The sequence below is a fragment of the Coleofasciculus sp. G1-WW12-02 genome, from assembly GCF_040219735.1.
Classification (GTDB): Bacteria; Cyanobacteriota; Cyanobacteriia; order Cyanobacteriales; family Coleofasciculaceae; genus Coleofasciculus.
Genome location: NZ_JAVJRX010000169.1, coordinates 23,653 through 41,474, shown reverse-complemented (window position 1 = coordinate 41,474; position 17,822 = coordinate 23,653). Strand labels below are relative to the sequence as shown.

At 46.3% G+C, this 17,822-nt stretch carries 15 protein-coding genes; 6 read left to right on the top strand and 9 right to left on the bottom strand.

All coding sequences use genetic code 11. The features are described from left to right. Positions 1 to 128: 128 nt before the first annotated feature. The 3 genes from RID09_RS27025 to thiL all read left to right on the top strand — a co-directional run bounded on the left by RID09_RS27025 (position 129) and on the right by thiL (position 2,682). Positions 129 to 1,253 carry a peptidylprolyl isomerase gene (locus RID09_RS27025; protein WP_446339011.1) on the top strand — a complete coding sequence of 375 codons (1,125 nt, stop codon included), beginning with the start codon at positions 129 to 131 and terminating at the stop codon, positions 1,251 to 1,253. Positions 1,254 to 1,360: 107 nt separating this feature from the next. Continuing rightward, the gene (locus RID09_RS27020) at positions 1,361 to 1,654 is read left to right on the top strand and encodes a hypothetical protein (protein WP_446339010.1); all 294 of its coding nucleotides are present in this window, start codon (positions 1,361 to 1,363) and stop codon (positions 1,652 to 1,654) included. 20 nt (positions 1,655 to 1,674) lie between these two features. Beyond that, positions 1,675 to 2,682 (top strand): thiamine-phosphate kinase, encoded by a 1,008-nt coding sequence (gene thiL, locus RID09_RS27015; RefSeq protein WP_446339009.1) that lies wholly within the window; start codon positions 1,675 to 1,677, stop codon positions 2,680 to 2,682. 275 nt (positions 2,683 to 2,957) lie between these two features. On the opposite strand, the gene RID09_RS27010 is transcribed toward thiL, so the two are convergent. Further along, on the bottom strand, positions 2,958 to 3,311 hold the full coding sequence (locus RID09_RS27010) for a hypothetical protein (RefSeq protein WP_446339008.1): 354 nt from the start codon (positions 3,309 to 3,311) through the stop codon (positions 2,958 to 2,960). A gap of 165 nt (positions 3,312 to 3,476) precedes the next feature. Between RID09_RS27010 and cobA the strand changes: the two genes are divergently transcribed. Further along, a complete protein-coding gene (gene cobA, locus RID09_RS27005; RefSeq protein WP_446339007.1) occupies positions 3,477 to 5,087 on the top strand; it encodes a uroporphyrinogen-III C-methyltransferase in 1,611 nt (536 codons plus the stop codon). Positions 5,088 to 5,282: 195 nt separating this feature from the next. Beyond that, a complete protein-coding gene (locus tag RID09_RS27000; RefSeq protein ID WP_446339006.1) occupies positions 5,283 to 6,377 on the top strand; it encodes a hypothetical protein in 1,095 nt (364 codons plus the stop codon). Between the two features lie 31 nt (positions 6,378 to 6,408). On the opposite strand, the gene RID09_RS26995 is transcribed toward RID09_RS27000, so the two are convergent. The 3 genes from RID09_RS26995 to RID09_RS26985 form a co-directional block, all read right to left on the bottom strand. After that, a complete protein-coding gene (locus RID09_RS26995) occupies positions 6,409 to 6,981 on the bottom strand; it encodes a Uma2 family endonuclease (RefSeq protein ID WP_446339005.1) in 573 nt (190 codons plus the stop codon). Between the two features lie 171 nt (positions 6,982 to 7,152). Then, complete coding sequence (locus tag RID09_RS26990; RefSeq protein ID WP_446339004.1) at positions 7,153 to 7,725, bottom strand: Uma2 family endonuclease; 573 nt, start codon at positions 7,723 to 7,725, stop codon at positions 7,153 to 7,155. A 49-nt stretch (positions 7,726 to 7,774) separates the two neighbouring features. Further along, positions 7,775 to 9,772 (bottom strand): glycoside hydrolase family 10 protein, encoded by a 1,998-nt coding sequence (locus tag RID09_RS26985; RefSeq protein WP_446339003.1) that lies wholly within the window; start codon positions 9,770 to 9,772, stop codon positions 7,775 to 7,777. 530 nt (positions 9,773 to 10,302) lie between these two features. On the opposite strand from RID09_RS26985, the gene RID09_RS26980 reads away from it, so the two are divergent. Further along, a complete protein-coding gene (locus tag RID09_RS26980; protein WP_446339002.1) occupies positions 10,303 to 11,937 on the top strand; it encodes a chemotaxis protein CheB in 1,635 nt (544 codons plus the stop codon). Between the two features lie 56 nt (positions 11,938 to 11,993). Here RID09_RS26980 and RID09_RS26975 read toward each other — a convergent pair whose 3' ends face one another. The 5 genes from RID09_RS26975 to RID09_RS26955 form a co-directional block, all read right to left on the bottom strand. Continuing rightward, positions 11,994 to 12,116, bottom strand: a complete 123-nt coding sequence (locus RID09_RS26975) for a hypothetical protein (protein WP_446339001.1) — start codon at positions 12,114 to 12,116, stop codon at positions 11,994 to 11,996. A gap of 60 nt (positions 12,117 to 12,176) precedes the next feature. After that, positions 12,177 to 12,371 (bottom strand): hypothetical protein, encoded by a 195-nt coding sequence (locus tag RID09_RS26970; protein WP_446339000.1) that lies wholly within the window; start codon positions 12,369 to 12,371, stop codon positions 12,177 to 12,179. Positions 12,372 to 13,033: 662 nt separating this feature from the next. Then, positions 13,034 to 13,696, bottom strand: a complete 663-nt coding sequence (locus RID09_RS26965; RefSeq protein WP_446338999.1) for an acetoacetate decarboxylase family protein — start codon at positions 13,694 to 13,696, stop codon at positions 13,034 to 13,036. Positions 13,697 to 14,219: 523 nt separating this feature from the next. After that, positions 14,220 to 14,456, bottom strand: a complete 237-nt coding sequence (locus RID09_RS26960) for a hypothetical protein (protein ID WP_446338998.1) — start codon at positions 14,454 to 14,456, stop codon at positions 14,220 to 14,222. A gap of 116 nt (positions 14,457 to 14,572) precedes the next feature. Further along, positions 14,573 to 16,894 carry a heavy metal translocating P-type ATPase gene (locus RID09_RS26955; protein ID WP_446338997.1) on the bottom strand — a complete coding sequence of 774 codons (2,322 nt, stop codon included), beginning with the start codon at positions 16,892 to 16,894 and terminating at the stop codon, positions 14,573 to 14,575. Between the last annotated feature and the right edge of the window lie 928 nt (positions 16,895 to 17,822).

Genomic DNA, 17,822 nt, shown 5'->3' with positions numbered 1-17,822 from the left:
GTGCACAGGAGATATCGCACTCGTGCAGTTTTGGCACGGACACCGCTTATGGCAATATGAAGAATGTCTGTTTCCATACTGTAAGTTAGCCTCAACCCTAATGGTATTCAGCCTTAGGCAATATGTTTATGCGACCTTTAAAAATTCTCAAGCTCGATTGGTGCCAACGCCTGATCAAAACCAGTTTTGTGGCGCTGCTACTGGTGACACTCTCCGTAGGTTTAAGCGGCGCCTGGTGGAGTTTTGGCAATGATCAACCTGTCCGAGAAAGTCGCTTGGCGCAAGGGAATGCGATTACAGATGGCAAAGCCCTGTTGCGGTATGCTCTGCCCATTGATAACCAAGCGGTGCGGGATGTGCAAGCGAGTCTAGAAGATATTGCCACTCAGTTACGAGGAAAACGCTGGAGTCCGATTAATCGGGATATTACTCAAGCGGATGTCATTTTGAGCAATCGCCCAGAAAAAGTGCTGGCTGACATCCCAGAGGAGCAAAAACCGCAAGCTGAAGCGATCATTACTGCCATGAGAGATGATATCGTTTCACTCCGAGAAGCGGTTGAAGCCAAGGATAAAGAAGCCATCTGGATTGAGCGAGGCAAAATCCTTGACAAAGTGGGCGAACTCGAACAAATGATGGTCAAGGGATTTCCCTTTGACGTTCCCTCAGAGTACAGCAATTTGCCTCAACTCAAAGGTCGCGCCACGGTAGAGATAGCGACGAATAAAGGTGATATAACCCTAGTCGTCGATGGTTATAGCGCCCCGGTTACGGCGGGTAACTTTGTTGATTTGGTGCAACGGGGTTTCTATGATGGTCTGGCAATTACTCGCACAGACGAGCTCTACGTCCAAACCGGTGATCCACCCGGACCTGAAGCTGGGTTTATCGAACCCAAAACAGGGGAATATCGGGCTATTCCCTTGGAGGTGTTAGTTAGGGGAGATGAGGAACCTATCTATGGTATGACCTTAGAACAGGCGGGGATTTACTTAGATGAACCCGTGCTTCCTTTCTCCGCTTACGGTGCTGTCGCCATGGCGCGTCCAGGAGATGACCCCAATGGTGGTTCTTCTCAGTTCTTTTTCTTTAAGTTTGATACTGAGTTAACCCCTCCCGGCTTTAATCTCATGGATGGGCGTTATGCTGTCTTTGGTTATGTTGTCGAGGGGAAAGATGTATTAGATAAGCTGGAACTTGGCGATATCATTGAGTCAGCTAAAGTCGTTCAGGGTGCTGATAATTTAGCTTAAATAGCAATTGATCCCACGTCTCAACCCGAAAGGTGAGCGTGGGATCAATTGCAGGTTATCGGAGGTACTCCAGTTGTTCTGCGTTCCCCATTCCCTGTTCCTTGAATATGCCAATTATTGATTTGCTATTGGTCATCACTTTAGGTGTCTTAGGTATCTTGTTCCTGCAAAGAGCCACCCGCAGCCAACAAAATCAGCTAGAGGAAAGCTTTTATCAGTTATTAGAAGCTGAAAATAGCTGTATTTCTCTGATTCAGTTAGCTGCGACGGCTAGAGTTGAACCCGAAATCGCACAGCAGTATTTGGAACACCAAGTTCAGGTGTTTAATGCTGTCCCAGAAGTTGATGCGGATGGAGATACCTACTATCGCTTTCCTAAACTGCATCGGCGCAATGAATGATGAAACCAATAAATTGACAAATGACTAATGATGTGATTAGAGATATTGGCGAACAGGGTGTTTTAAAACGATTACAGCGCTTTTGTCCCTCAGATATTGTGGGTGATGATGCGGCGGTTATGCCGAGTCCAGAACCTGGGCAGTTATTAGTGGTGACAACGGATGTGTTGGTGGATGGAATCCATTTTAGCGATCGCACGACTTCGGCGGAAGATGTGGGTTGGCGTGGGGCGGCGGCGAATTTATCGGATTTAGCCGCAATGGGTTCATCGCCTCTGGGGATTACTGTTGGTTTGAGTCTTCCGGGTGATGTGGCGGTGAGTTGGGTTGAACGACTCTACCAAGGCATGTCTGAGTGTTTACAGTTGTATAATACGCCCATTGTCGGGGGTGATGTTTGTCATTCCCCGGTGATTACGGTGTCAATTACCGCATTCGGTCAAGTCTTACGAGAGCGCGTCATGCGACGTTGTCAGGCTCAAGTCGGAGATGCAATCGTGGTGACGGGAGTGCATGGTGCAGCACGAGTCGGGTTGGAATTATTACTGAATCCAGAATTCGGGAAAGAGTTGAGTGAAAAAGAGCGATCGCGTCTCATCCAAGCCCACCAACGCCCTCAGCCGAGGTTCGATATCTTACCCCAACTCTGGGAAATTTTAGCCTCCCAATCCCCAATCCCCCTAACAGCAATGGATAGCAGCGATGGACTTGCCGATGCGATCGCCCAAATCTGTCGGGCGAGTGGAGTGGGGGCTGTTGTGGAACGGGATGCTATTCCCATTCCCTCAGTATTGCCTGAGCTGGCTTCTCCTGAACAAGTCTGGGATTGGGTTTTGTATGGGGGTGAAGACTTTGAACTGGTGGTATGTCTACCTCAACCCTTGGCGCAGGAATTGGTCAAGAAATTGCCAGCCGGATCAGCAATTATTGGTTACATTACATCCGGTACGGAGGTTTGTCTCAGAGATAGCACGGGAATTTATGCGGATGAATTATTAACCCTGAGTCGGGGATTTCAGCATTTTTGATCAAAATCTAGACAATTCACTTAGTTTTTGATACTATATATTTTATAATGGGAAACTGTGCGCTCATATAAACTCTTTTAGAAGCTTTTTGTAGAGAAGGTAATAAGTAAACCCGATTGTTTGCCAAAACACCGTATTTCCTTTTACCTATACCCTGGAGCCTTCTGTTCTGAAGTCTTGCCTTCAGCAAGGGTGTAAGTATTGAACCGGACATTCTATCCCTCGCTATAGTCTTTGAAGCTAGCGAGGGAATCTATTAACTATGCAGTGAGGCTCTAATCATAATCGGAATCTTTGATCTCTTTTACTAATTCGTTAGCTTGTTTTGCCATGGGAGGTCCTGACATAGAATTTTCGGCTTTCTCCATCTTTTCTTTATTAGCTGAGCCTTGAACGGAATTCGTATTTTTATTCGCCTCAGCTTGTACCTCTTGCATAGAACGAGGTTCTTGTTTCACGACTTGCTCAGCTTTCTCGACGATTTGATCTAGGGTTGTGCCACCTTTGTCAGAGCCACCCACAGCCGCCGCCGGCAAAGCGTTTGATAAAAACAAAAATGTACAAAGTGAAGCGGCAATTAAAAAACGCAATGGGCGTGCACAAAAGAGTTTTTCGCGGATAAATTGCATAATGTTGGTTTCCTTTTAGTTTGACAGCTTATTATACCCTTTAGATTAAAAGAAATACATTCCCCCTCATGTAGGATTGTTGGTAACTGTTTATTTATGACCTAGGTTAGAAACGAAATTATACTTAAGAGGGATGTATACCCAAAAACAGTTTAAAATTGGAGAATGGTTCACCTCAATCCTTCTAAAAATGTGCTTTATCGCCGCCCTTTGGGTAAAGTCTATCTCGTCGGTGCTGGACCCGGAAGCATGGCATACCTCACCCGACAAGGGCAACAGCTTCTCACTCAAGCGGAAGTGTTAGTCTATGACGCTTTAGTAGACTCTCAACTTTTACAATTAGTCCCGGCAAATTGCCGCCAGTTTGATGTGGGAAAGCGGGGGGGGCGTCCCTCAACTCCACAAGCGGAAATTAATCAATTGTTGGTCAAACAATGTCAACAAGGGAAGCAGGTAGTCCGTTTAAAAAGTGGTGATCCCTTTATCTTTGGTCGGGCGACGTCGGAAATTCAAGCGTTAACCGATGCAGGTTGCGCCTTTGAAGTCGTACCAGGGATTTCCTCTGCCCTCGCTGCACCGTTACTGGCAAATATTCCCCTGACTGATGCGGTTTTAAGTCGCTGTTTTGCCGTCCTCAGTGCCCATCAGCCCGAAGCATTAGACTGGGAAGCATTGGCACGAATTGATACCCTGGTTATTCTAATGGGTGGGCGTCATTTAGCGACAATCGTTGAGCAGTTACAGCGTTATGGCAAATCCTATCAAACCCCTGTGGCTGTGATTCGGGCTTGTGGACGGACTCAGCAACAGGTTTGGGTGGGAACATTGTCCAGTATTGTGAGGCAAACGGCGGGTGTCTCGCTGTCTCCTGTAGTCATTGTCGTGGGAGAAGTAGTAGGATTACGAGATTATCTGCAATCGCCCCAACAGTTGAATACAGAATGGACAAAGCACGAGATAATAGGCGAAGACATCAGTAGAAGTGGTTGCCAACAGATGCTTCAGGGTCAAACAATCTTAGTTACTCGTTCTGCGGAACACTCGAGTACATTTCGGGACTTGTTAGAACATGAAGGCGCTACAGTGATTGAAATGCCCGCCTTGTTGATTACGCCGCCGTCGAGTTGGGATGCTTTGGATAAAGCAATTACCCACTTATCCGATTTCGATTGGTTAATTCTCACCTCAAGTAACGGCGTCAATTACTTTTTTGAACGACTGCTTACGCTAGGAAAAGATAGCCGTGCGTTATCCGGAGTCAAAATTGCCGTTGTGGGGAAGAAAACGGCGATGAGTTTAAAAGAACGAGGATTAAACCCAGATTTTATTCCCCCGGATTTTGTCGCCGATTCCCTGGTTGAACATTTTCCTGAACCCCTGGCTGAGCAAAATATCCTGTTCCCGCGTGTGGAAACTGGGGGACGAGAGGTTTTAGTCCAAGAATTAACTGCCCAAGGTGCTACTATGGTGGAAGTTGCGGCGTATCAATCAACTTGTCCAGGGGAAATAGCCCCCCCAGCTTGGGCAGCGTTGCAAAATCGTACCGTCGATATTATTACATTTGCCAGTTCTAAAACCGTCAAAAATTTTTATCAGCTTTTAGAAAAAACGAGCAATGAGCCACTCTCGCTTTTGAAAAATGTCTGTATTGCTTCCATTGGTCCCCAAACGTCCAAAACCTGTCAACAACTGTTGGGACGAGTGGATGTAGAGGCTCAACAGTATACTTTAGAAGGGTTAACCCAAGCCATAGTACAATGGGTCAATCAAAAATAAGTCGCATTCATAGAAACCGCAGCCGCACCAATCGCAACAATTCGCCATAGATTCAAATCCCCTAGCGAACCGTTTACATTCGTCTAAAGACGACGGGATAAGAATTTAAGTCGGTTTTAACGGAACCAACGTGCAGCAATTTGCTACGGAATATAGCTTCTAATGCTACCCTGAACAAAAAAGCCAGCAGCAGCCATGATGACAGAGACAGAACTCGAACAGACGACAGCAACACCTGAAACAACTGAAACAACTGAAACAACTGACGCCCCTGAGCAGAACAAAAGGGAATCGGAAAATGAGGGAAGTATCTTCCAAGCGATTGGAATCGTCCTCGGTGAAGTCAGCGTGTCGGACGAGGGACGTGCTATGCTTACTATCGCTGGTAAAGATTATCCACTCTTCTATACATCTCGATTACGCAGGGCTTTCAACGCTCTGAAACTGGAAATAAAGAACACGGGAGAGCCGACTCAACGATTAATCGTTTACCCAAGAGTGACCCACTTTCCGCAACGCAACAAGCCGCACCAGCTTTCTTTTCAGTTGGTAGGATTCTCGAAAGGAGAACCCGATGGCGTTGCAGCACAATTGCAAGACTTCGAGTTTCAGCTCCGTGGCTTGTGGCAATTCATTCCTGTGTGTCGAGGACCCGTTGTCTCGATTTTCCGGAATTTCAATGACGATCGCCTAGACTATATCAAGAAAGCTGAACCGGCGCAAAAGGTGAGATTTATGAAGGCGTCTCACCTACCGATGATGTGGAAAGATTCTCCGGTTAAGCCGTTCCGATTCAATCCGACACTCACAAAAGAGGAACAGGGACATCCTGCATTTATTCAAGTCAAGGCTAAATTTTTACCTGATAGAAGTCTTTTTGAGTTCGATGCTCTGTTAGCGCCGCCATTGGAGAAAGCACCTAAGTTTTTGAAGGCGTCGAAGGCGGACAAGACAGCCGTACAGCAGGAGAAACGGCAGAGTAAGCCAAAGTACAAGCCTAGTACAGGAAGGCACAATCCAGAAGCTAAAGAGCCAAAGCCTATTATAAAAAGGCAGAAGCCTACTACACCAGAGCAGAAGCCAGAAGCTAAAGAGCCAAAGCCTACTACACCAGAGCAGAAGCTAGAAGCTAAAGAGCCAAAGCCTACTACACCAGAGCAGAAGCTAGAAGCTAAAGAGCCAAAGCCTACTACACCAGAGCAGAAGCTAGAAACCACAAAGCAGAAGCCGAGTACAGTAAGGAAGAGAGTAAAAGCCAAGGAGCAGAAGCCAGAGGACAAAACACTTTAAGGTTTATGGTCTCTGTTTAACTTAATATCATCTACAAATAGGGGGATAAACTCAATCTCAATCCCGGTAATAGGTTTTCCCCCGATAATTCTGTCGGCAAATTTCGCATTTCTACTGGCTGTCCCAATCGATAAATTTCCACTTGCTGCTGTTGGGGATTAATTAACCATGCCAATTGCACTCCAGCATCCATATACTCTTGCATTTTGTCACGTAACGGTTGCAAATCGTCTGTGGCTGACCTTAATTCGATGACAAAATCGGGTGCAATGGGGGGAAATTTGCGCCGTTGTTCAGGGGGGAGCGCTTCCCAGCGTTCTCGGCGAATCCAAGCCGCATCTGGGGAACGTTTAGCGCCATTGGGTAACTTAAATATTGTGGAGGAACTGAAGGTATAACCCAGAGCAGTTTGCCGATTCCAGATTCCCAAATCGACAATTAATTCGGCTTCTCGATTTCCACTTTCTCCGCCAACAGGTGGCATGATAATTAATTCTCCCTGCGCCGTCGTTTCAAAATTAAACTCGCGATTATTTTGACATAATTGATAGAACTGTTCGTCGGTTAAATGAATGGTGTCTAAATTTAAGGTTACAGTATTCATGGTCTTTTCCCTAAGTAGGTGGACACAATTAAAGTTAGCGGTGGAGATTAGGGAACAGGGAACAGGGAACAGGGAACAGTAAGGGTTTGATGCTTATTTACATAACTTAATCTAGTTAAGTTTATTTCCACCAACCTACTTAGCTTAAATCAGCTTTAAAATTCCCTAGCTTTATAAATAGGCATATAAAGTTAAGCTAAATCCCGGTAATAGGGTTTCACCCGATAATTCTGTCGGCAGATTTCGTATTTCTACTGGCTGTCCCCAGCGATAAATTTCCACTTGTTGCTGTTGGGGATTAATTAACCATGCCAATTGCACGCCAGCATCCATATACTCTTGCATTTTGTCACGTAACGGTTGCAAATCTTCTGTGGCTGACCTTAATTCGATGACAAAATCGGGTGCAATGGGGGGAAATTTGCGCCGTTGTTCAGGCGTTAGCGCTTCCCAGGGTTCTCGGCGAATCCAAGCCGCATCTGGGGAGCGTTTCGCACCATTGGGTAACTTAAATATTGTGGAGGAACTGAAGGTATAACCCAAGCGAGTTTGCCGATTCCAGATGACCAAATCAGCAATCAGTTCAGATTCTCGATTCCCACTTTCTCCGCCAACGGGTGGCATGATAATTAATTCTCCCTGCGCCGTCGTTTCAAAGTTAAACTCGCGATTATTTTGACATAATTGATAGAATTGTTCGTCAGTTAAGGGAATGGTGTCTAAATTTAAGGTTACAGTATTCATGGTCTTTCCTCTAGTAGAGACGTTCCGGTGACATCCTTTAGCATCGGCATTATTGAATAGACGCCACTACGCCTAAACTTTCATTCGCCAGTCTGTCTACAGCACAAACCGCATAGGTTCCTGCTGCTAATTCAGCCTCGGTTGTCTCCTCTGGCAAAATTTTGTGCAGTCTCCAGTTATTACCTTGCTGCTGATAAATTGTCCAGGAGCGAATTTTGGCATTAACTGCTGCACTCCAAATCAGCTTATTCCCAATGACTCTCACCCTAACGGGAATCGCTGGCGGTGTATCACTCAGCCACAACATGGTTGGAGACAAAGCGGGTTGATTATAAACAGACGCTTGGAACTTTTCAACTACCCCAAAACGATTTTCATTAAATATTTTCATATTATAAAAAATATTGCCTAGCGAGAGTTGAGGAGCGAGATTGCGGGTAATATCAACCTGTCGTTCATATTCCAAAAAAGACCAGTCTTTATCATCCAACATACTTAACCGATTGCCGGGATAAATATGTCGCTGTTTCGGGTTATTATCAGTCCACCATTCCAAAAGAACGGGATAACTTTGGGCTGGGGGGTCAATACGCCAGTACAATTGCGGGGCGATATAATCAATCCATCCCTCTGCTAACCATTTTTTCGGGTCAGCATACAGGGATTCGTATTGATCTAAACCTTTTATTTGGGCAGGTTGTCCGGGACGGTAAATGCCAAAGGGACTAATACCAAATTTGACCTGTTTCTTTGTGGCGCGAATCCCCGTATAAAGGCGCTGAACCATTTGATTGACATTTTCCCGCCGCCAATCGCCTAGGCTAAGGGTGCCGCCTTTGGCTCGATAAGCATTGTATGTTTTATCATCGGGGAAATTCTCACCCGCGATGGGATAGGGATAAAAATAATCATCTAGGTGAATGCCATCTACGTCATAGCGCCGCACTACATCCATAATTACGTTATAGGTTAAATCTTGAACCACTTTGACACCAGGGTCCATCCACTTCTGATTGCCGTATTGATACACATATTCGGGATGAGTGATGGTAATGTGAGGGGCGACACTGGTGGAACTTTGGGAAGAGGTTTTGGCGCGATAGGGGTTAAACCAGGCGTGGAGTTCAATATTGCGCTGATGACAAGCCGCGATCGCAAACTCTAAAGGGTCATAATAAGGATCGGGGGCTTGACCTTGAATTCCGGTAAGCCATTCAGTCCACGGTTCTAACGGGGAGGCATAAAACCCATCGCCTGTGGGTCGAACTTGTAAGATTAAAGCATTTAACTTGAGATTAGCCGCGCGGTCAATAATTTGCAGCAGTTCCCGTTGCTGTTGGGCGACAGACAGTCCCCGTTGCGAGGGCCAATCAATGTTCCAAACGGTAGCTATCCACGCCCCACGAAACTCCCGTTGATGGCTCAGTTTCGCGGTTTTCTGGCGCACAATAATATAGTCTGAGCCAATGGCGTCGAGTTGACCGGTATAGACTAAAGCCTGGTAAATAAACGCGGCGACATCCGCACGAGTGGCGGCTTTGAGGGGGTTAAACCGCTTGACCTGTGGGTAATTCACCACCATATCGGTATTGGTTGCGATCGCAATCCGATCAATAGCATAGCTGGGAATGTCGCTAAAATCTTGATAGAGTTCCGGTAGGGCGGCTTTCACCTGTGCTAATCCACTGGTACTTATCTCCAACCCCGCTATCAGGGATACCAACACTTCCACTCTGGCAATACTCGCCTCTGGGCGAAACCGATTTCCCGGATATCCCGACATAAACCCCGTTTGATACGCCTTAGCAATCGCGCCAGTTGCCCAATGTTTGGCGGGAACATCGACAAAAGGAACATTAGGGCGTTTACTGGGTTTAGAAAAAGCATTTTGTAACAAAGCAGCAAACTGCGCCCGACTCATGGGATCATCAGGACGAAAACGCCCATCGGGAAAGCCACTAATCATACCCGCCTGGGCTAACCCTTCTATGAATGAACGCGCCCAGTGGTTTTGGATATCGGGGAAACGGGGAGTTGATGCTGCCATTAGGATTCGTCACCTAGAGAGAGAATGCTCGAAGCGTTTGATAGGTAAGGTTCGATGCCTTATCTTGATTATCCGGGACATCGGTATCAACGTCAGCCTCTCGCCCAATTATTTTGGCAGCCTATCTTGTACTAAGTAGGTTGGTGGAAATAAACTCAACTATATTAAGTTATGTAAATAAACCTCAAACCCTTACAAATGACAATAACGTCCACAGCATGATAATAGCTGGCAGCCGCGTCTTCGAGCCGACCCAAGTTATATAAAACAATGCCTTGTTGCGCTGTCTTTGTCGGTTATTTAATCAAGATTTGTTGGATTTATGGTCATACTTTAGATGGGAGAAGTCTGCAAGTCCACACTGTAGCGCAAGCAAGCTTGGGGGTCGTTAACATTCTTACCATGGGGAGACGTTGAGGAAAATAATAGTTTGTTATTCTACTTAACAGTAGTAGGAAATATCAACAATGGTTATCATCTCCTCGCATTCATCAAATAAATATTCCCCCACCTTCTAGAAGAAAAAATAAATGCCAGGTCATGACATCATCGTTGTTGGATCCTCCGCAGGCGGAGTGGAAGCGTTGACTCAACTGGTTGCTGCTTTGCCAGAGAATCTACCAGCAGTGATCTTCATTGTCGTTCATATTTCACGCCACGTTAAAAGCTTTCTGCCGGATATTTTGAACCGAAAAAGCCTCTTGCCAGTGGCTCATGCTACAGAGAGTGAGGAGATCGTACAAGGGCACATCTATGTAGCCCCTCCGGACTACCACCTGCTAGTCAAACGCGGCTATGTTTGCTTAGTGTATGGTCCGAAGGAGAACGGTTGTCGTCCGGCTGTCGATCCCCTATTTCGCACGGCAGCGAAGGCGTATGGACGTCGAGTCGTTGGTGTGGTGCTATCGGGTGCCCTCGACGATGGTACTGTAGGGCTTATGGATGTGAAACGTTTGGGCGGTGTGGCGATTGTTCAAGATCCCGATGATGCCCTGTTTTCGGGAATGCCGAAGAGCGCGATTAAACACGTAGATGTTGACCATATTCTGCCCTTGTCGTCAATAGCCTCCACTTTAGTGCGTCTAGCCCATGAATCGGTAACGGAGGAAGGAGCAACAACCATGTTTAGTGAGAACGAGATAGAGATAGAACCTGATGTGGTGGAACTCAATGGGACGGCTATGCGAGAGCGTGAGTTTGGAACACCTGCAAGCTTAGCTTGTCCGGACTGCGGCGGTATGCTGTACTATCAAGACGAGAGAGGTTTGCTCAAATACCGTTGTCGCGTGGGTCATGCTTGGTCAGCAGGTAGTTTGGTGGCGGGGCAATCCGAGACTCAAGAGCAGGCGCTGTGGACGGCAATCCGTTCTCTAGAGGAGCGTGGAGAGCTGATGAGTCAGATGGCAGCGAAAGCCCGCGATAATAACCGTTCCATTTCAGCCCAGCGTTTTGAAGCGAAAGCGCAGGAAGCCCGAGAGCGTGCTGACATCATTCGCAAAGCACTTTTTCAAGCCCAATTGCCGACTACGCCAGCATCTGCCGCCGCTACCCAGGACTCCAACCCGAACCAGGAAAACGAGCTAACGACCTTTAAAATTGTGGTACTGGTGGCAAAAGCTGGTGGACTGAGAGTCCTAAGCCATATCTTAGCTGCCTTACCAGGGGATTTTCCGGCAGCGCTCGTCGTGGTGCAGCACCTAGACTCTCAATCCTCTGCCAATTGGATAAGTGACGTAGTGAACCGTTCCACGACTTTACCCCTCAAACTGCCTGAAGCCGGAGAGTCAATAAAACCGGGGATAGCTTACATTGCCCCCCCAACTGAACACCTGCTAGTCAACCCGAATAGTACCTTCTCTTTCTCTCAGGCAGCATTTGTGGACTTTGATCGCCCCTCTGCCGACCTCCTGTTGCAGTCAGTAGCCGCTACGTTTAAAGAACGTGCGATCGCGGTAGTTCTTTCTGGTACTGGCAGCGATGGTGCTTTGGGGGTGAAGGCTATTCATAAGATGGGTGGTAAAGTCATCGCCCAAGATGAGGACAGTTGTGAGTTTTTCGAGATGCCGTCTGCGGCAATTCAAACGGGTGCGGTAGATTTCGTTGTGCCGATGAATGCGATCGCCTCCACTCTAGTAAGCTTAGTGATGACAGAATCAGAGGAATAGTTCATCTAGCGGTTTTAACGACAATTTTACCTCTACATCATAAAAAATCCCTCAACTTAAACAGTACGTTCTGCGATCGCGTTTACCTGAGTTGAGAAAATTGCACCGCCAGTTCCCGCAATATTGGAATTGCTGGAAGTTTCAAAATAGGGTGCGTTTGCCGCCGTAGCGTAACGCACCCTTAGCGCATCCTGATTGTGGCGAGTTGGATCACAGTTGTTGCTGTAACCCTTGACTTTTTACAAAGTCTGTGCAGTATCGTCTTGGTTTAATTGCTCCTCAATCGTGCCAATTGCTGCATTGAGTCCAGCTAATCTGATTTCTAGATCGCCACGCATTGCCTTAAGAAACTTGAGCTTACGCTCTAAGCTGGTTTTCCGAGAAACAGGTTCTCCACCGCAGCAAGCATTATCCCAATTCCAGAATGGAAACATAATCCACCTTCACCTGTGTAACTCTATTCTTATATTGGCTAATTCTTGGGTTGAATAGTTGTCGGGTGATGATCGGAAAACCGACCTCTTGAGGTGCGGAGGATGTTACCTTTTTGGTATTAGAATCCACTCTCTTTTAAACCGTGAACAAGTCAAAGAAGACCTCATACTCCCTCTCTAAATACTGGCATAGCTAGGGCAGCGAGTGTTCCCAGTGCGACGACACCCGCGATCGCGCCCCACTACCTTTGCGCCTCCTTGGGCAAACTTGAGAGTAGTCTCGCGTCCAATACCGCTAGACGCTCATCGCGATTGGGGGTCAGCATGACCCAATAGGTAAGTTCAAAAGCTTTGGTCAATGTGAGCGCTCTTGCCCATTACGGGATAAGACTGCTTTAACCTCTTGTGTTCTTTCAATTTTTCGCGATCGCGAAAATCAGGTAATAGACAATACAGCGGTGGAAACTACCGCTAAATAAAGGTTTCATGGATGGTTATAATGTCTGGCTCATGAATTACAATAAAGCCGCAAAAGCTTAGATGTGGTTCGATTGTTACTTGTTTTGGCATTGTCCTAGTTATTATAAATTGGTATCGCTGTTGTAGACAACATCTCTACATCAGGACAATAAAAAAGATTGTAAAAGTGGATTGGATAGAATTTATAGTCGCGATTCACTGAAGGGGACAGATCTCTCTCCGATAACGACTGGTGCAGTTGCAACTAGACGCAATTGGTTACCATAAAAGCCCAGCAAAGGTTGGTCTAAACCCAAGGTAGAGAAAGGACTTTGTACAGGTATTTGTACCTTGACACCAATCAGAGACAACCCAATCTCACCTTTACCCTCAAAGGAGAGCAGGTTAGAACCGAGAGCGCTAAAACTTGGTAAACTTAGCGGCTGTCGCCATTGGGGAAGTTGCCAATCGTAGCTAATACTACAGAGTAACTGGTCTCCTTGATGCACGTTTACACCAGAGCGTTCCCCTAATTCCCACCTAAATTGAGCGAGTTCCTTGGGGAGTCCCCAAATCTCTCGCCCCCCTTCCATCGAATCAGCATTATCAACATAGAGGTGGGAAATCCAAGTACCGAATTTACCCCCATAACGAGTTACAGCACTGACAATAATTAACTCGCTATAGGTTAAGGTGGAACCTAAACCATAAAACGCCGCGTAAATTCCACCAAGAGTTTTACCGGGTAAAACAGAAATAATTTCCAATTCAGAAGGAACAAACGAGCGCACCTTTGCAATATCAAACAAATGCAAGGTCTGGATACTGTAGCCTTGCAGTGTCCAAGGAGCTGGAGGATATGCCATCTTAACTAACTTTTTTACAAAAGTGAAAAGGTTTTACCTAAGTAGTCGGACATAAATAAACGGTACTATGTCTTGAGCTAAAAAACTTTGGCACCTTGACGCAAAAGGATGTGAGCAATCTTTACAAAGATTTACACAGATATCCGGATAAATCGGTTGATCTAGATGAATCTTTATGCCCAGAATAATTGTTATGACTGCACCAAACCTCTATCAAAAGTTGTAAGTAGGACTCTAATGTTAAGTTGGATTGTATTCGTGAATACAAACAGATTCTAGGTTGTTCTTCCTTCAGATATATAGACGGATAGGCTATGACTATCCTACAGAAAGAGGCACTTGCCTATCTCAATTTTTTACTATGATTTTAGTCTGGAATAGTCAGCTAGGCTAAACCAACGAAACCCGCCTTAGCGGGTTTCAAAGTTTCACACCCCTTAATTTTTTCATTTCCTTGTCAAGCGGACTTTGTTAGTAGGGTTCCGTGACTTTAATCGCCTGGGTTTAATTTTACACAGCTAGGTTAGGTTTTATTAGCTTTGTTTTTGCTAAATAAAAACCACCAAAGTTCTGTCCCAATTAACGCTAAACCGCCTAGGGTGACACCGACTTTTAGCGGTAATGATTGCTCAATTCGGCGGAATTGATTGGTCTGCTGGGACTGATGTTCTGACATTTCAGCCGTAGCAGGATTGGCAGCGACTCCGAATAGAAGTCCTAAACTAATCAGATAAGCTAAGGTTTTGGGTTTGGTTAACATTGTTTTGATTCCTCCTAGATTAGTAAAGTGCGACCCGATAAAGTTGAGAAAATTCGGATTGTTTATTGATATTATCGGGTCGCCAATACAGGATTTCACTGATAATTGGGGGTATCTTACTTAGCAGGATGAGTGATAATTTTGGGCTGAAAATTCCGCAGCCTTAAGGCATTAGTGACCACGGAAATGGAACTCAGCGCCATTGCTCCCCCGGCTATAATTGGATTCAGTAATACGCCAAATAAGGGGTAAAGAATTCCTGCCGCGATGGGAATTCCGGCGGTGTTGTAAATAAAGGCAAAGAAGAGATTTTGGCGAATATTTCGCATGGTAGCGTGGCTGAGTTGAATCGCGGTAACAACCCCATTTAAGTCACCGGAAATCAGGGTAATATCACTGGCGGCTATGGCGACATCGGTGCCGGTGCCAATGGCGATTCCTACATCCGCTTGGGCTAAGGCTGGGGCGTCATTAATTCCATCGCCTACCATGGCAACAATACGGTTTGAATGTTGGGTTTTGGGTTTTGAATTCGGTGTTTTCTTGATGTCTTCGGTTTGCAAAGATCGGATGACGGCGGATTTCTGATCCGGGCGCACTTCGGCAAAGACGTGCTGGATACCCATTTCTCGTGCGATCGCGTCTGCTGTTTGTTGATTATCTCCTGTGAGCATCACCACTTGCAACCCCAGGCGTTGCAGTTTCTTTACCGCCTCAACAGAGGAGGGTTTTAAAGCATCAGCTATGCCAACTAATCCCTCAACCTTACCATCAACGGCAATCCAAGCGGTGGTTTTTGTCGCGGCTTCCCAGGTTTGTTTCTGGGTTTGCAGGGATTGGGTATTAATTTCTAGTGCATCCATCCAGCGTTGAGTACCAATTTGAATCAGGTTATTTTCTACTTTTCCTTGCACCCCCATTCCCGCAACGGCTTCAAAGTTTTGGGCATCGGGTAAGGGGAATTCAACACCTTGGAGTTTGGCATAATCAACGATGGCTTCGGCTAAAGGATGTTCCGAAAGTCTTTCCACGGCGGCGGCTAATCTTAGGAGTTTAATTTCATGATGATCCGCTGTTCCTTTTACGGTTACATAATCAGTTACACTGGGTTTGCCTTGGGTAATCGTGCCAGTTTTATCCAGAACAATTGCCTGAAGTTTATGGGCGAGTTCTAAACTTTCTCCGCCTTTAATTAAAATGCCATTTTCTGCGCCTAATCCCGTGCCAACCATAATGGATGTCGGGGTAGCTAATCCTAACGCACAGGGACAAGCGATAATTAAAACCCCAACGGTGGTAATCGTGGCAAGGGTAATATTACCCATAATATTAAACCAGATTACAAAGGTCGCGATCGCAACGGCAATCACAACGGGTACAAACCAGCCTGTGACTTGATCTGCGAGTTTCTGAATCGGGGCTTTTGACCCTTGCGCCTCTTGGACTAATTTGACAATTTGCGCCAATACGGTATCTTTTCCCACTCGTGAGGCGCGGAATTTGAAACTCCCAGTTTTATTAATCGTAGCGCCAATCACTTCATCTCCCGCTTGTTTTTTCACGGGGATGGGTTCTCCGGTTACCATGGATTCATCGATGGTAGATACACCATCAACCACTTGCCCATCGACGGGAATCTTTTCCCCTGGGCGCACGACAATAACATCACCGACGATAACCTGTTCAATGGGAATATCAACTTCTTCACCTTTACGAATTACCCGCGCTGTTTTCGCTTGTAATCCCATTAACTTGCGAATCGCTTCTGAGGTTTGACCCTTCGCCCGATTTTCCAACAGTCGCCCCAATAAAATGAGGGTAATAATCACGGCGGCGGGTTCATAATACACATCCGGTGATAATCCTTGAGTGATTAAAAAGCCAGGGAAAAGGGTAACAAACAGAGAATAGAAATAGGCGGAACCTGTCCCCAGCGCCACCAGAGTATTCATATCCGCGCCATGGCGTTTAAAGGCTTTCCATGCGCCGACAAAGAAGGATTGACCGCACCAAAAGAGTACAGGTGTACTTAAAACCAGTTGTACCCAAGCATTATGCAGCCAGGAGGGAAAGTAGGGAATGTGCAATCCTGTCATCGCCGGAAGTGAACCGACGACGAGGATGAGGCTGATAACGCCGCTGACGATAACTTTACGTCTGAGATCCCGTTGATGGGCTTCCCTTGCGGCTTTTTCGGCATCGGTGTCTTCACCCATTCGGGTGGTATCTAAGGGTTGCGCCCCATATCCCGCATCGGCGACGGCTTTTTGGATGCTGTCTAAGTTTGTCGCCTTGGGATTATAGGTTACAGAACCTTGTTCCATGGCAAAGTTAACATTACACTCAACAACGCCAGGAACGTTTTGGATGGCTTGTTCAATGGTGGTGGCGCAAGAGGCGCAACCCATTCCTTGTAGTCGTAGATGGCTAGTTTCCATGGTTGACTCCTGATAGTAACAGTTTGGGGAGTTTGGCGGGCGGGGGTGCGGGGGTGTGGAGGGGCGATGGCAGGTTTTAAGGTCTTAAGGGTGTTATATATATAGGATAAAGTCTCCAGTTGACTGGAGAGTCAAGGGGGATTGTGTAGGGGCGGGTTTTACAACTACCTTTTCGGTTGCACCTAGATGTGACTAAACCCGCCCCGATGCAGTGGGAGAGTGGGAGATTGTGTAGGGGCGGGTTTTACTACTACCTTTTCGGTTGCATCTAGATGTGACTAAACTCTCCCCGATGCAGGTTTCTAGGCTTCCCGTGAAAACTTAGATGAGGGAGATGGCAACAAGGAGATGGGGTGGGCTAGGATGGTTGTACTGCAACCTGATGTGTTGAGTTTGAAGCATGATCAGGTCAATGTTTTGGGGTTAAATCCGAGAGGGGGTAGGTGTTTTTTTGGGCGAGTCTGATTTTTCGGCTGTATTCCTTGTCTCATCTGGGTTTGAGGACATTTGCCTCAGAGAGAGGTTCTCGGAAACGCTGAAAGGTTTACTGGGACTGGGTTTGAATGGGTTTGTTTTTGGATACCTCTTGTCGGCTGAAGCTGGAAATGATATATTTAATGGAGTCTCTCGGAATTGTACCTTGAAAACTAAATACAGTAAGCGTTTCAGAGGTCGGCAGTCGAAATCCCCCTGAATCCCTATCAGGGATTGAAACTGGGAAAAGGCGAAGCAAGCGCTGATAAAGCGGTGAAGGTCGAAATCCCCCTGAATCCCTATCAGGGATTGAAACTTTGTGTACTTCATTTAATGTATACGTAAAAAAGTCGAAATCCCCCTGAATCCCTATCAGGAATTGAAAGGGCACGGCAATGCCGTGCCGCTACAATTATTTTATTGAAATGTTGGAATTTCCGTGAATTCCTATGAG